The sequence below is a fragment of the Pontivivens ytuae genome (assembly GCF_015679265.1).
GTDB lineage: Bacteria > Pseudomonadota > Alphaproteobacteria > Rhodobacterales > Rhodobacteraceae > Pontivivens > Pontivivens ytuae.
Genome location: NZ_CP064942.1, coordinates 3,156,980 through 3,170,882, shown reverse-complemented (window position 1 = coordinate 3,170,882; position 13,903 = coordinate 3,156,980). Strand labels below are relative to the sequence as shown.

Sequence of the window (13,903 nt, the reverse complement as noted above, 5' to 3'; positions counted from 1 at the left end):
CCTGACAGGAGACGCGCTGCCGTGACGATCCACGCGCAACCGACACTGCCCGAAGGCGGCAAGGCACGCCGCGTCTACCTGTCCCTGCGCGACGAGATCTCGAACGGCACGCTCGCCCCCGGCACCCGGCTGTCGGGTGAGAACAAGCTGGCCGCATCCTTCGATGTCAGCCGCATCACGATCCGCCGGGCGCTGGATGCACTCGCTGCCGATGGCTGGATCGAGAAGCGGGCCGGTTCGGGCTCCGTCGTGCTGCGCCGCGATGTCGGCGGGCCGCAGATCGCCGCGGATTTCACGACGCTGATCCCGCATCTGGTCGAGATGGACCGGACGACGACCGCGCGGCTCCTCTCCTTTTCCTACGCACCCGCCACGCTGGCCGTGGCGACGGCACTTGGCCTGAGTGAGGGCGACAGGGTCCAGACGGCGGTTCGCGTGCGCTTGTCGGAGGATCAGCCGTTCTCCCACCTCACGACGCACGTGCCGGAGGACATCGCCCAGAGCTACGGCGAGGCCGACCTCGCCACCCAGCCGCTCTTCCGGTTGCTGGAGCGGAGCGGCGTGCAGGTCGCCGCCGCGCACCAGACGGTGACCGCGGCGCTCGCGGTGCCGGACGTGGCCGAGGCGCTCGGCATCTCGGTCGGCTCACCGCTTCTCTTCGTCCAGCGGGTGGTGCGCGACGCGGACGGGCGCGGAGTGGAATATCTCTCGGCGCTCTACCGGCCCGAGCTCTTTCGGCTGGAGATGACGCTGACCCGTGTGGGTGCAGGGGACGCGCGGCACTGGGAACCGGTGGTCGGGAAGCGCGAGACATGACGGCGCGCACCCTCCTCGACAAGCTCTGGGCAGATCACGAGATCCTGCAGCGTGAGGATGGGGCGTCGCTTCTCTGGGTGGACCGGCATCTGGTGCACGAAGGCTCGCACCACGCCTTCGCGAAGATCGGCGAACGGGGGCTTGCAGTCGCGGCGCCGGACCTGACCTTCGCGGTGGTGGATCACTACGCGCCGACCCGCGGCGAGCCCGCGAGCGAGGCGGTCGCCCGGATGATCTCCACGCTCGAGAGGAACGCCGAGGCGCATGGCATCACCTGCTTCGGGATGGGCGATCCACGGCAGGGGATCGTGCACGTTATCGGGCCGGAGCAGGGGCTGACCCTACCGGGCCTGCTGATCAATTGCGGGGACAGCCACACGTCGACCCACGGGGCCTTCGGCGCGCTCGCCTTCGGCATCGGCGCGACCGAGGTGGCACATGTTCTGGCGACCCAGACGATCTGGCAGAAACGGCCCACCGCCATGCGGATCACGGTGAACGGCCAGCTCGGGCCCGGGGTGGGCGCGAAAGATCTGGCCCTGTCCTGGATCGCGAAGCTGGGATCGGACGGGGCGCGGGGCCATGCCCTCGAATATGCGGGGACGGCCGTCCGCGGGCTGTCGATGGAGGGGCGGATGACGCTCTGCAACCTATCGATCGAGGGCGGCGCCCGGTTCGGCCTGATCGCGCCGGACGAGGTGACGCTGGACTATATCGAGGGCCGGCCCCACGCGCCGAAAGGAGACGAGTGGAGCCGGGCTGCCGAGTACTGGATGAGCCTCGGCAGCGACGACGATGCGGTGTTCGACCGCGAGATCAGCATGGACGCGGCCGAGATCGCGCCGGTCGTGACATGGGGCACGTCGCCCGAGGATGCCCTGCCGGTGACGGGGGCGGTGCCGGACCCTGCAAAGCTCCCGCCGAAGGAGGCGACGCGGGTCTCCAACGCTTTGGACTACATGGGCCTCGTCCCCGGGCGGCCGCTGACCGAGGTGGCCGTGGATCAAGTTTTCATCGGGTCCTGCACGAACGCCCGGATCGAGGATCTGCGCGCTGCCGCCGCGGTCCTTTCCGGACGGCGAGCCAAGGTGCCGGGGATGGTTTCCCCGGGCTCGCGGCAGGTCAAGGCGCAGGCGGAGGCCGAGGGGCTCGACGCGATCTTCATCGAGGCCGGTCTCGACTGGGTCGGCTCGGGCTGCTCCATGTGCGTGGCGATGAACGGAGACATCGTGCCGCCCGGCAACCGCTGCGCCTCGACCACCAATCGAAACTTCCGCGGCCGGCAGGGGCGCGGGGCGCGCACCCATCTGATGTCTCCGGCGATGGTCGCGGCGGCGGCGGTCACGGGCCATCTCACGGATGTGCGGCCGCTCCTCAACGGGCGGAAAGTGGCATGAGCGGCTGGTCCACCCACCGGGGTGTCGCGGTCGCGCTCGACCGGGAGAGCATCGACACCGATCAGCTCATCCCGGCGCGGTTCATGTCGACGCCGCGCTCCGAGGGCTATGGCCGGTTCCTGTTGCATGACCTGCGGTTCGACGCCGAGGGCGCGCCGGTGACCGACTTCCCCCTGAACCGGGAGCCGAACGCCAGCGTGCTGGTCACCCGGCGCAATTTCGGCAGCGGCTCGTCGCGCGAGGCGGCGGTCTATGCGCTGGTCGATTTCGGCATCCGCGCGGTGATCGCCCCGAGCTTCGGCGACATCTTCGCCTCCAACGCGGTTAACAACGGCCTCCTCCCGGCGCGCGTGACCGAGGAGGAGGCGGACGCGCTGATCGCGAGCCTTTCGGGCGATGGCGCCGCGGCAGTGATCGATCTCACCTCCAGCTCCATCGAGGTCGGAGCGACGAAGGCCACATTCGCCCTCGAAGAGATCTGGCGGCAGAAGCTGATCAACGGGTGGGACGACATCGACCTGACCCGGACCCATGCCGACGTCATCGCGGCCTATCGCGAGACGCGCAACCGGCGTCATCCGTGGGCCGTTCCGCGTGCGGAGGCTGCCCGATGACCGTGCGACGCCCCCCGGTTCGCACGCACGACAGCCCGAAAACTGACAAGCAGGGAGAGGAGATAAACCACATGAGAATGCAATTGTTGGGCGGTGTCTGTGCCGTCGCGACGCTCGCCGGGGCCACGGCACAGGCGCAGCAGACCATCACCGCGGTGCATGCGTTCCCCGAAACACTGATCTACACCCAGAGCTTCCTGTCCTTCGTGGACGCCGTGAACGCGGCGGGCGAAGGCGTGATCCAGATCGACGTACGCGGCGGGCCCGAGGCCATCGGCATGTTCCAGCAGCCCGACGCGGTGCGCGACGGGATCGTGGACATGGTCTACACCCCGGGCTCGTTCTACGGCGGCACGGTGCCGGAGAAGGACGCGCTCGTTGCCTCCAACCTCACCGCGATCGAGACGCGTGAGAACGGCGGCATCGCGCTGATCGACCAGCTCCACCGTGAACGGATGGGCGTGATGTATCTCGGCTGGTTCGACAGCGGGGTCTGCTACAACCTGTGGACCCGCGACGAGCCCACCTTCGACGCCGAGGGCAATCTGGAGGTCGACGGCCTGCGCCTGCGCGGCAACGCCGTCTACAACGCGTTCTTCACCAACTACCTCGAAGCGCAGGTGATCGACCTGCCGACCGGCGATGTCTATTCAGCCCTGCAGAACGGCGTGGTCGATGCGACCGGCTGGACCCAGATCGGCCTGATCGACCTGCGCTGGAACGAGTTCCTGAACTACCGGATCGAGCCCTGCTTCTTCTCCACGGATCTGGGCGTGATCATCAACCTGGAGACGTGGGACGGCCTGACGCCCGAGGCGCAGCAGATCCTGCAGGACACCGCGATCCAGCATGAGATCGACAGCGTGAACGCGCTGCGGACCAAGCGGGACGAGGACTTCGCCGCCCTCGACGAAGCCGGGATGCAGGTTGTCGAGCTGGAGGGCGAGGCGCGCACCAACTACCTCGCCGCCGCCCGCACGACGACGTGGGACCGGATGCGCGAGCTGATGGAGGAGAACCCCGCCCCCTCCTCCGACTATGACCGGCTGATCGAGCTGTTCTACGATCCGTCCGCGGACTGATCCAAGCAGATCCGGGCCGGGGCGCGCGACCGATGCGCCCCGGCCGTCCTTTGACCAGGAGGTCGCATGCGCCCCGTGATCCGCGCCTATGACGCGCTGCTCTACACGATGGCCGTCGCCGCGGCGCTCGCGCTGGTGTGGCTGATGGTCTCCGTCGTGATCTCCGTCGCGATGCGCAATCTCGGGATGCAGCCGTTCGCCTGGCTCTTCACCTCGGCCGAATACGGGCTTCTCTACATGACGATGCTCGGCGCACCGTGGCTGGTTCGCGAACGGGGGCACGTGCATATCGAGCTTGTGACGGCGGCGCTTCCGGCCGCCGTGCGCCGTTTCGTCAGCAGGGCCGTGGCGCTGGCCTGCGTGGCGGTCTCGCTGACGCTCGCGTGGTACGGGCTGCAGCTGTTCCTCACCAATATCGAGCGCAACGATTTCGACGTGCGGGCCTATTTCTACCCGCGTTGGCTGCTGACGATCACCTTCCCGATCGCCTTCAGCTTCATGGCGATCGAGTTCGCCCGCTTCGTCTTCGGACGTGAGCTTCTGCACTCCGGCGAGGCGGGCATCCACGAATGATGGAATGGTACGAAGCGCTCGGGCTGCTCGTGGGCAGCATCATGCTGCTGATGGCGCTCGGCATGCCGGTGGCGCTGGCTTTTCTCGCGGCCAATATCCTCGGCGCCTGGGTCTTCATGGGTGGCGAGCGCGGTGTCGTGCAGCTGCTCAACAACGGCTGGGGCGCGCTGACGACCTTCGCACTGGTGCCGATCCCGCTATTCCTCCTGATGGGCGAGGTTTTCTTCCAGACGGGGCTGGGCGGGCGCATGTTCTCCGCGATCGACCGGCTTCTGGGCCGGCTGCCGGGGCGGCTGAGCTATGTGACCGTCCTTGGGGGCACCGGATTCTCGACGCTGTCGGGCTCCTCCATGGGATCCACGGCGCTGATGGGCTCGCTGATGGTGCCGGAGATGGGGCGGCGCGGTTACAAGAAGCACATGTCGATCGGCCCGATCCTCGGCACCGGGGGGCTTGCGATCATCATCCCGCCCTCCGCGCTCGCCGTGCTGCTCGCGACGCTGGCGCAGATCGATGTCGGCGCGCTCCTGATCGCGGGGGTGATCCCGGGGCTGATCCTCGCCGCACTCTATGTCGGCACGATCTACCTGCAGACCCGTCTCGATCCGGAGGCCGCGCCGCCCTACGACGTGCCACCGATCTCGGTGGGTGAGAAGATCCAGCTTCTGTTCCGCGACGTGGTCCCGATGATCGGCCTGATGGTGGTGATCGTGATCATGATGATCAACGGCATCGTCACCCCGTCGGAGGCGGCGGCGTTCGGTGCGCTCGGCGTTCTGATCCTCGCGGCGCTCTACCGCTGCCTGTCGTGGCGGGCGATCCGGAACTCCGTGCGCGGGGCGCTGCGGGTCACGCTGATGGCCTATCTCATCGTGTTCGGGTCGGCGACGTTCAGCCAGCTTCTTGCCTTCTCCGGGGCGTCGCGCGGGCTGATCACCTGGGCCACGGGGTTCGAGCTCGACCCCGTCGCCATGCTCTTGGTGATGTTCGGCGTCCTGCTGATCCTCGGCATGTTCATGGAGCAAATCTCCATCATGCTGCTGACGGTGCCGATCTTCTTTCCGCTGGCCACGCAACTGGGCTTCGACCCGATCTGGTTCGGGCTGATCATGTTGCTGGCGCTCGAGATCAGCTTCACCACGCCGCCCTTCGGGTTGCTCTTGTTCGTGATGAAGGGCGTGGCGCCGTCGGACACCACGATGCGGGAGATCTATCGCGCGGCGATCCCGTTCATCCTGTGCTCCCTGCTTCTCGTCGCGCTGCTGATCATGTTCCCCGTCCTGGCGACGTGGCTGCCGGGCCTGGGGTAGGTGTGAATAGGGCCGCAGCGCCCTGGTGAAATATCAGCCGAAGAAGGCGTCGCTCTCCGCAGAAGCTGAGGTTTTCACAAAGCAGAGACTGTGCCACGCTTTGATCGCCTAATAGGGTAAGACTTTAACTATTATAACTCGAATGATATCGCCGGGGCTGTTGGTAGCCTTGGTTGCAGCATGGTCGAGTTCGCCTTCTAAATTGTGATTGGAGATGTTTGCTCTGTACACAGCCTGCCTAGAGGGCCCAGCTTCTGATTTGAAAATCACTAGAACAGTTACCTCGAACAAAGAACTTCTGAATACTCAATCCTCTGCATCCCATTGAATTTGATTGCATTTAACAACTTTTTGGAATGAGTTTGCGTCAGTATCGAATGAATTTAGCCCCGCTCAACCCTATCAGCGGTTTAACCTACGCCAAGGGAGTGGTCCGGTTTCAGTCTTGGTGCATCATGGGTCTTGGAGCTGCGGCCGGGGTAGCCGGCGCAGCGGCTCCGGATGACGGAGATGGGCACGAGACGACCTCGGGACCTGATTGTCGGTAGCCGAGGGATGAGTGCGGGCGCTTTGTGTCGCGGTGCTGGCGCCACCCCTCGATGACGATCTTTGCCTCGGCCAGGCTTTAGAGGATCTCACCGTCGAGCAGTTCGTCTCTGAGCTTGGCGTTGAAGCTCTCGCAGGAGCAGTTCTCCCATGGACTACTCGGCTCGATGTAGGCGATCTTGGCACCGATGGCCGCAATCCATTCCCGGACTGCCGTGGCTGCGAACTCCGGGACGTTGCCCGACCTGAAGTGATCTGGGACGCCGCGGAGAACGAACTGGTCGGACAGCATGTCGATGACATCGGTCGATCTCAGCCGCCGGTCGATCCGGATCACCAGGCATTCCCAGAGTGAACTCGTCGATGAGGTTGAGCATCCGGAACCTCTTTCCATTATGGGTGCGGCTCTCGACGAAGTCGTAGGATCCCGCCGCCCGGCAGGGCATCGCGCAGCGACGTCCCGAGAGGGGACATGGTTGGGGCGCTCCGGCCTCAGACGGATGCAGGACCCGTCGTTGAACCAGAGCCTCGACTTCTTCGGCTGCTTCCGTGGAGCCTTCGGCCCTTCCCGCCGCCGCTAGCCATTTTCATCGGGCCAATGGCGGACAAAGGCTCGCCGTTCGACGCGCTTCACGTTCACGACCCAGCCAGCATTACGCGGCAGAGCCGTGATCCGCCGGTCGCCATAGCGGCCTTACTGCGAGGCAAGCGCGATGATGGCCGCGGTGAGCGGCTCCTCGTCGGGCCGCCCGCGCGGGATCTTGCGCTGGGTCGATCGGTGTTGGCCGAGCACGCGGCAGGCAAACAGCCCCGAGACTTGGAACTTCTGCCTCACCTGCTCGACGCAAAGTCAGCGACTTGCGGGGCTCAGACATTTCCCGAAGCGTTCGAACAGGCGCCGTGACCGATGGCGCACCTGTGCTCACCCCGCAGGATGAGCTTCTCGAGCGTGAGGTCGGAGACGGCCTTTCGAAGCCGTTCGCTCCCCTTCTCCAGTTCGTTCAGCCGCTTCACCTGGTTCGTCTTCAAGCCGCCAAACTCCTTGCGCCACCGGTAGTACGTGAACTGCGTCAGGCTGATCGAGCGCACCGCTTCGGCCACTGACCGACCCTGCGATACCAACACGTCAACCTGCCGCAGCCTCGCGACGATCTCCTCAGGCTCGTGCTTCTTCTGGGACATTCCTGCATCCTCCATCCAGCTCGAAAGCCTGCTTCAGGACGACCTTTTCTCAGGGGGCAGGCCAGCGGCCGGCGCGTCTTGGAGCTTTTCCGCCCTCAGACCCGAAACGGTGATCGGCGTCTATGCCGCCACCTGCCGCGAGCTCAATGTGGCCTTCGACTTCCCCGGCCTGCAGAGCACCTACGACGCGCTCTATCAGGTAACGGATGCGGGCGTTCTCGGCGCCGCCCTCGAATGGGCGGCGCCCGAGGCGGCGGGCGAGGCGTTCAACGTGACCAATGGCCACCTTTTCCGCTAGCGCAACCTCTGGCCGTAACTGGCCGAGCGGTTGCGGCCAGAGGGCGGGCGCGGTCCGGCCGTTCTGGCTAGGTCGTCAACTGATAAAGAGGATTCCCCTGCCTTGGGCTCGTGTTTCATTTCCGGAAACGGAGCGGTCATGACAGGCAGGCACGATCTGACGGATGCGGAATGGGCGGTGATCGCGCCCCTTCTGCCGAACAAGCCGAGAGGTGTCGCACGGGTCGATGACCGACGCGTCATCAGTGGCATCTTCTATATTCTGAGGACCGGAGCCCCCTGGCGCGACCTCCCGGAGCGCTATGGCCCGCGAACGACGGTCTACAATCGCTACAACAGGTGGGCGAAGAATGGCTGTCTAGCCCCCTGTGTCTGGGCCACTGATCAGGGGTTTCTCTAATATTGTTTCAGGAACGGGTGGGCGCATGTTGAGTGCCTGATGCGGTCGGGTGTGATTGTACTGCCTGAGCCAGTGATTGATGACGATCTGAGCTTGCTTGGTCGTCGTGAACCACTCCGCATTGAGAACCTCTCGCCGTAATGTCCCATTGAAGCGCTCGTTGTATCCGTTCTCCCAGGGTGATCCTGGGTAGATGCGGATGGGCTTGATCCCAACACGCCGAAGCCAGCCCTGCATCGCCTCTGCTGCGAACTCGGGTCCGTTATCGGACCGGATATACTCCGGGGAACCGTGGCGCAGCAGGAGCGGATAGAGTGCTTCGAGAACTTCGTCGGCACCCATCTTGGTGCGGACCACAACAGCCAAGGCCTGCCGCGTGAACTCGTCGAGAACCGTCAGCATCTTGTAACTGCGCCCATTGCTGAGCTTGTCATGCACGAAGTCTATTGCCCAAACATGGTTCGGGTGCGTGGGCCGAAGCCGGATGATCGAGCTGCCCTTGTGGTAGAGCCGCTTGCGCTTTTTGTGCCGCTGCGGAAGCTGCAATCCTTCCTCACGCCAGAGCCGCTCGACCTTCTTGTGATTGACCCGCCAGCCTTCCATGTGAAGCAGCTCCGTGATCTTGCGGTAGCCATATCGCCCGTACTGCTTCGCCAACCGGATCAGAGCCAACCGTAGCGCATCATCGTCTCTCTGTGTTGGCTGATATTGCAGGGAGCTCCGCGCCAGGCCAATCACCCGGCAGGTCCGCCGCTCAGACGTGGCAAGCTTCTGGCGTGTGTGAAGGACGGCCTGACGAAGCTCCTCTGTGGTCAGGCCCTGGGCTTTAGGTGGTTCAGGCTTTCCTTGAGTATGAGCTTGTCCAGTTCGAGCTCGGCGACGATCTTCTTCAGTCGGGCGTTCTCTTTCTCCAAACTCTTCATCTCCGACAGCTGCGACCGGCCCATCCCGCCAAACCGTTTCCGCCAGTTGTAGTATGTCGCGTCGCTGATCCCGACGCCGCGGCATGCAGTGGCCACGTCATCGCCCGCCGTCAGCTTCAGCTCGATCTCACGCAGCAGCTTCAAGATGTCTTCGTCTGAATGTCGCTTCCTCGCCATGCCCAATCCCCCTCTCGCGGCCAATGTAATGGCCCAGTTCTAGGGGGGAAGGACAGCCTTGACGCGAATGCATGCCGCCGACGCACCAATACTTTGGCCGTGCAAAGCCGGCGACTTCTGCTATCGACCGATAGTGTTATGTTGGGAAAAGGGGCACGCTACGAGCTTCGCTTCGGTTTCGCCCCTTACCAGAACATCGATGCGCTGCGGCTTTTTCCAGAGCCGGACGTCAACATACGCACGAAAACTGATGACGCCGGATAACGACACGGCACAGCACCGTTCGCTCCGGATGGCAGGCTAGCAAGTGGCTCGGTGCCGAGAAGACGTGAATGCTGGGCAGGTCCCGCTATCTCATCGGCCGGGAGACCTGCAATCGAGCTAAGCCCCGGCCAATGAAGAGGAGCGCGCCATCTCCTTCCCAGTCAGCGTTGCCCTGATCCTCATACTGTCTGCCGTCGGCCTGACCTACGAAATCGCGGCGGGACGGGTGCTCGCACCCTTCTTCGGCACGTCGCTTCTGACGTGGACCACCGTTATCGCGACCGTGCTGGCGGGCTTTTCGCTCGGAAGTGCTCTTGGCGGGCTCGTGGCAGAGCGTCCACGCACGCAAGCGTTGGGCAACGTACGCAGCGCTCTGATCGCGACTGCCGTATTGATGGCCGCGTCGCCGACCCTACTCGCACTGATTTATTCCATCGGGGCGCGCGGCACCGGCGGGATGATGCTCAGCGTGTTTCTGGTGTTCTTCCCGGCGTCGGTCTGCGTGACCTTGCCATCGCCACTGCTCGCCAAGCTCGCCATCGAGGCACGCCCGGGCCGGGAGGGATCGTCGCTCGGCATCGTTCTCGCTGCCGGCTCCATCGGAGCCATCGTCGGCGCCATCCTCGCAGGGTTCGTCACACTGCCCCTGATCGGGTCAACGGCGACCTTCGCTGCCTGCGGCGCGGTGGCATTGCTCTGCCTGCTGTTCTTGAGGGACGGGACGCCGGTCAAACATCGAGCAACCGTGCCGGCGGTGGCGTTCGTCGCGTTCGCAGGCTTTGCCGGCCCACCGGTGTGCCAGTACGAGTCGGGTCTGTCCTGTCTGCATATCGTCCAACGGGGGCCGGAAGTGCACCTGATCTCGGATGGGACCCCGCAGGCGGCCGAGCAAGTCGATCGCTGGGACGCCGAGAGCGGCGCCGTCGGGCTTGTGTTGCCCTATACCCGTTGGCTTTGGGCGCGAATGGATAACGACCTGGGCCCGGATCCTTCCGTGCTCTTCATCGGAGGTGGCGGCTACACGCTCCCAACTCGGCTGCTGGCATCACGGCCGCAGGCGCACGCCGTGGCGGTTGAGATCGATCCGCTCGTGACGGAGGTGGTGCGCGCCCACATGCCCCACGCGGCAGAGATGATTGCGCAGACCGGATACGATGCGACGAAGCATCCGCGCAGTGCGAACCGCCGCCTCGGTCTCGTGCATGCCGACGGGCGCATCTATCTCAACGAAACGGATCATCGCTACGATGCCGCTGTGATGGAAGCGTTTTCCTCCGGCTCGGTGCCGGCCCATCTGGTCACGCGTGAGACCTTTGCGCGGTTGCGAGAGATCGTAGATGGACCGGTATATGTGAACCTGATTGACACATCCGATGGCCCGCTCGCCCGCGGCGTCAACGCGATCTTGCGCGAGCTCTATCCGCATGTGCGCATCGTCCATCCCGCCAACAGCGCACGCAACCGGCGCAACATCCTCTTTGCGGCGTCGCGAGATCCGCTCTTACCCCTCGACACGCTGCCAGCCGGCTACGAACCCACACAGATCTCCGATGCTCGCCCCTTCACGGATGATCGCAGCTGGGTGGGGCACCGATGACGCTAAAACCGCTGGAAAGCCAACAGCGCGGCCGACACGTCCACCAGCGGTGGTGTCGACAGGCATCGGCCCTTGACTGCCACTGCCTTAATACAGGTCACGCTGCGATGCAGTAACCACTGAGCAATAGCTGCGGGTGGATGCGATGACTGCCTATACTTGAGACATTTGGGGCAATTGGGACCGAGTAGCGCGCAGTTGCGGCTGGCCTTCCGTCCGAACCACCTTGAACAATGCGCTATCGAAGGCGGCGGCGGAGGCGGTCGGTGATGACCTCCATGGCCAGAACGATACAGAAGATCGCGATGATGATCGTCGCGGCGCTCTGGTACTGGAAGAGGTCGAAGGCGACCTTCAGCTCCTGCCCGATCCCGCCCGCGCCGACGAGGCCGAGCACGACGGAGGAGCGGACCGCCATCTCCAGCGAGAAGAGCGCCGCGTTGACCATGGAAGGTGCTGCGTCGGGCAGGATCGCGCCGACGAGCACCTGCAGACGGCTGGCGCCGCCCGCGGTCAGGGCCTCGCGCGGGGCGTCCTCCGAATCCTCGATGGCCTCGGCGAAGAAGCGGCCGCAAAAGCCGATCGTGTCGACGATGATCGTGAGCGTGCCTGCCACCGCACCAAGGCCGACGGCGGAGACGAAGATCAGTGCCCAGACGAGGTCCGGGATCGTGCGCATCAGCGAGATCAGCGCGCGGACGATCCAGAGCCCTGGCCCCAGCGGCGAGGCACCCCGTGCCGCGAGCCAGGCGATCGGCAGGCTGAGCGCGATGCCGATCGCGGCGCCGACGAGGGCGATCTGCAACGTCTCCAGCACGCGCCAGCCCGCGCGAGTCAGGAAGCCCGGGTCGAGATTGGGCGGCATCATCCGCTCCACGAGCGATGCAATGCGGGGCCCGCCCTCGATGAGCTGCGTGGGGGAGGGGGCGACCTGCGTCATCGAGGCGATGAGCACCGCGCCCAGCGTCACCACCACGACGAAGGTCAGGGTCGAGGGCCGCGTGGCGCGGGGCGGCAGGCTGCGCTCAGCCATCGAAACTCTCCTGCAGGTGCTCCGCCGACAGATCGTGGCTCGGCGTGTCGAACTGCACCTGCCCGTCGCGTAAGGCGACGATCCGGTCGGAGTAGTCGCGGGCATGGGCCATGTCGTGGGAGGTGTAGAGCAGCGTGATGCCGCGCTCGGCACAGAGCCGGGCGAAGAGCGCCATGACGTCCCGTCCGGCGGCAGGATCGAGACTCGCGGCAGGCTCATCGGCGATCAGGAACTCCGGATCGCGCACCAACGCGCGGGCGATGGCGACGCGCTGCTGCTGGCCGCCCGACAGCGCGTCGACCCGGTCGAGGGCGCGGTCGGCGAGGCCCACGGCCTCCAGCGCAGCCATCCCCCGCGCCCGCCAATCGGACGGGGCCGTCTGATGCGACAGCGCCCGCCAGCCGCCGGGCCGGTGGAGCAGACCGTGCAGCACGTTGGAGAGTGCCACCCGCCGCCGGACCAGCGCGTGATGCTGGAAGACCATTCCGGTCCGCCCGCGCACATGCGCCCGCGCCCGGCGCGTGGCGTGGCCGTGGAGCGGTTGGCCGAGCACCTCCAGCGTGCCGCCGCTCGGCGCGTGCAGGCCGATGAGGCAGCGCAGCAGTGTCGATTTGCCTGACCCGTTCGGCCCGATCAGGGCAACGCGCTCGCCGGGACGGATCGCGAGGGAGATGTCCCGCAGAACGGGGCGCGCGGGGTCGTAGCTCTTGCTCAGAGCGTCCGCACGGATGGCCGGCACCGGCGCCACGGCAACTGCCGATACCGCCTCCGTCCCGGTGCCGACCTTGTTCATCAGTCGCCCACGAAGGCGTCGAAGCTCTCGACGCCGATGGTGCGGTACATGTCGCGGACGTATTCGTAATCGGCGTCGCGCACCTCGTTGAGGAAGAAGCCGCCCGCGTACTTCTGGTTATCCTCGCCTTCGAGCACGCCCGCCATCAGCGCCGGGCCATACTCTAGGAACGCGTCGCGCACCGTCTCGAACAGCGCGTCGTCGAGGTCCGCGCGCGCCACGAGGATATCGTTGGGCAGGTCGCGGCCACGGGCGACGACGGTGAACGCCGTCTCGGGGAAGGCATCGCGGATGCGGCCCAGATGCCCGTGGTTCATGCCCACGGCTGCGACGTCACCGCGGATCAGAGCCTCGGTCGCGACGTTGCGGTTGATGATCTGCGGCTGGTAGTCGGCGGCGTAGTTGAGCCCCAGATCCGCGAGCGCCTGCGCCGGGCCGAGATGCTGGGAGGTCGAGCCCACCGCGCCGAAGGTGATGATCTCGCCGCGCAGGTCGTCGGTGGAGCGGATCGGCCCGTCGGCGAGCACCGCGATCACGCTGAAGTAGTCGGGACGCTGCCAGGCCGTGACGATCTCGATCTCCGCCAGCTCGTTCATCACCACGTATTCCGCGGGGCCGGTCAACACCAGGTCGACCTGACCCGCGCGCATCGCCTCGACTGCGGCGGTGCGGTTGCTGATGGGGAAGAGCTCGATGTCGAGGCCCGTCACCTCCTCCAGCGCGGTCTCGAACGCGCCGAACTCCTGCTGGAGCGCCTCGGCCCCTTCGACATCGGTGACGGCGAAGCGGAGGTCCTGGGCGGCCACGGGCGCGGCGAGGCCCAGGGCGGCGATGAGAGAGAGCGTGCGAAGCATTCCGTTTCTCCAAATCTGTCTATACAGGTTGCAGCAGCCGACTCA

General features: G+C 65.5%; 12 protein-coding genes and 2 pseudogenes. 9 read left to right on the top strand and 5 right to left on the bottom strand.

The window, feature by feature from the left end:
• Positions 1-21 precede the first annotated feature (21 nt).
• From I0K15_RS15700 to I0K15_RS15675, 6 genes are all read left to right on the top strand, one after another.
• On the top strand, positions 22-816 hold the full coding sequence (locus tag I0K15_RS15700; protein ID WP_196102432.1) for a GntR family transcriptional regulator: 795 nt from the start codon (positions 22-24) through the stop codon (positions 814-816).
• On the top strand, positions 813-2,213 hold the full coding sequence (gene leuC, locus I0K15_RS15695) for a 3-isopropylmalate dehydratase large subunit (protein WP_196102431.1): 1,401 nt from the start codon (positions 813-815) through the stop codon (positions 2,211-2,213). Before I0K15_RS15700 ends, leuC begins: the two co-directional genes overlap by 4 nt.
• Complete coding sequence (gene leuD, locus I0K15_RS15690) at positions 2,210-2,827, top strand: 3-isopropylmalate dehydratase small subunit (protein ID WP_196102430.1); 618 nt, start codon at positions 2,210-2,212, stop codon at positions 2,825-2,827. Before leuC ends, leuD begins: the two co-directional genes overlap by 4 nt.
• A gap of 71 nt (positions 2,828-2,898) precedes the next feature.
• Complete coding sequence (gene dctP, locus I0K15_RS15685; protein ID WP_196102429.1) at positions 2,899-3,909, top strand: TRAP transporter substrate-binding protein DctP; 1,011 nt, start codon at positions 2,899-2,901, stop codon at positions 3,907-3,909.
• Between the two features lie 66 nt (positions 3,910-3,975).
• Positions 3,976-4,482 carry a TRAP transporter small permease gene (locus tag I0K15_RS15680; RefSeq protein WP_196102428.1) on the top strand — a complete coding sequence of 169 codons (507 nt, stop codon included), beginning with the start codon at positions 3,976-3,978 and terminating at the stop codon, positions 4,480-4,482.
• Entirely contained in the window at positions 4,482-5,792 is a 1,311-nt protein-coding gene (locus I0K15_RS15675; RefSeq protein ID WP_196102427.1) for a TRAP transporter large permease, read from the top strand. The genes I0K15_RS15680 and I0K15_RS15675 overlap by 1 nt, the downstream gene beginning before the upstream one ends.
• A 439-nt stretch (positions 5,793-6,231) precedes the next feature.
• Here I0K15_RS15675 and I0K15_RS15670 read toward each other — a convergent pair.
• Positions 6,232-7,520 (bottom strand): annotated as a pseudogene (locus tag I0K15_RS15670) (IS3 family transposase).
• 109 nt (positions 7,521-7,629) lie between these two features.
• On the opposite strand from I0K15_RS15670, the gene I0K15_RS15665 reads away from it, so the two are divergent.
• Together I0K15_RS15665 and I0K15_RS15660 are read left to right on the top strand one after the other, a co-directional pair.
• Complete coding sequence (locus I0K15_RS15665; RefSeq protein ID WP_196102426.1) at positions 7,630-7,818, top strand: hypothetical protein; 189 nt, start codon at positions 7,630-7,632, stop codon at positions 7,816-7,818.
• A gap of 138 nt (positions 7,819-7,956) precedes the next feature.
• Positions 7,957-8,172: pseudogene (locus tag I0K15_RS15660) on the top strand (transposase); the annotation flags it as partial.
• 3 nt (positions 8,173-8,175) lie between these two features.
• On the opposite strand, the gene I0K15_RS15655 reads toward I0K15_RS15660, so the two are convergent.
• Positions 8,176-9,317, bottom strand: a protein-coding gene (locus tag I0K15_RS15655; protein ID WP_422393987.1) for an IS3 family transposase whose coding sequence is annotated in 2 segments (ribosomal slippage) — positions 8,176-9,054 and positions 9,057-9,317 — 1,140 coding nt in all. Because the reading frame shifts where the segments join, the coding sequence is not laid out codon by codon here.
• A 490-nt stretch (positions 9,318-9,807) separates the two neighbouring features.
• On the opposite strand from I0K15_RS15655, the gene I0K15_RS15650 reads away from it, so the two are divergent.
• A complete protein-coding gene (locus tag I0K15_RS15650; RefSeq protein WP_230374152.1) occupies positions 9,808-11,178 on the top strand; it encodes a fused MFS/spermidine synthase in 1,371 nt (456 codons plus the stop codon).
• Positions 11,179-11,416: 238 nt separating this feature from the next.
• On the opposite strand, the gene phnE is transcribed toward I0K15_RS15650, so the two are convergent.
• The 3 genes from phnE to I0K15_RS15635 are packed head-to-tail and all read right to left on the bottom strand — an operon-like array spanning position 11,417 to position 13,858.
• Positions 11,417-12,211, bottom strand: a complete 795-nt coding sequence (gene phnE / locus I0K15_RS15645; protein ID WP_196102425.1) for a phosphonate ABC transporter, permease protein PhnE — start codon at positions 12,209-12,211, stop codon at positions 11,417-11,419.
• Positions 12,204-13,004 (bottom strand): phosphonate ABC transporter ATP-binding protein, encoded by an 801-nt coding sequence (locus I0K15_RS15640; RefSeq protein WP_196102424.1) that lies wholly within the window; start codon positions 13,002-13,004, stop codon positions 12,204-12,206. The genes phnE and I0K15_RS15640 overlap by 8 nt, the downstream gene beginning before the upstream one ends.
• Complete coding sequence (locus I0K15_RS15635; RefSeq protein ID WP_196102423.1) at positions 13,004-13,858, bottom strand: PhnD/SsuA/transferrin family substrate-binding protein; 855 nt, start codon at positions 13,856-13,858, stop codon at positions 13,004-13,006. Before I0K15_RS15635 ends, I0K15_RS15640 begins: the two co-directional genes overlap by 1 nt.
• Positions 13,859-13,903: the final 45 nt, after the last annotated feature.

Coding starts and splice junctions, on each gene's coding strand:
- dctP (WP_196102429.1), top strand. CDS start 2,899: ATGAGAATGCAATTGTTGGGCGGTGTCTGTGCCGTCGCGACGCTCGCC.
- I0K15_RS15675 (WP_196102427.1), top strand. CDS start 4,482: ATGGAATGGTACGAAGCGCTCGGGCTGCTCGTGGGCAGCATCATGCTG.
- I0K15_RS15680 (WP_196102428.1), top strand. CDS start 3,976: ATGCGCCCCGTGATCCGCGCCTATGACGCGCTGCTCTACACGATGGCC.
- I0K15_RS15640 (WP_196102424.1), bottom strand. CDS start 13,004: ATGAACAAGGTCGGCACCGGGACGGAGGCGGTATCGGCAGTTGCCGTG.
- phnE (WP_196102425.1), bottom strand. CDS start 12,211: ATGGCTGAGCGCAGCCTGCCGCCCCGCGCCACGCGGCCCTCGACCCTG.
- I0K15_RS15635 (WP_196102423.1), bottom strand. CDS start 13,858: ATGCTTCGCACGCTCTCTCTCATCGCCGCCCTGGGCCTCGCCGCGCCC.
- leuC (WP_196102431.1), top strand. CDS start 813: ATGACGGCGCGCACCCTCCTCGACAAGCTCTGGGCAGATCACGAGATC.
- leuD (WP_196102430.1), top strand. CDS start 2,210: ATGAGCGGCTGGTCCACCCACCGGGGTGTCGCGGTCGCGCTCGACCGG.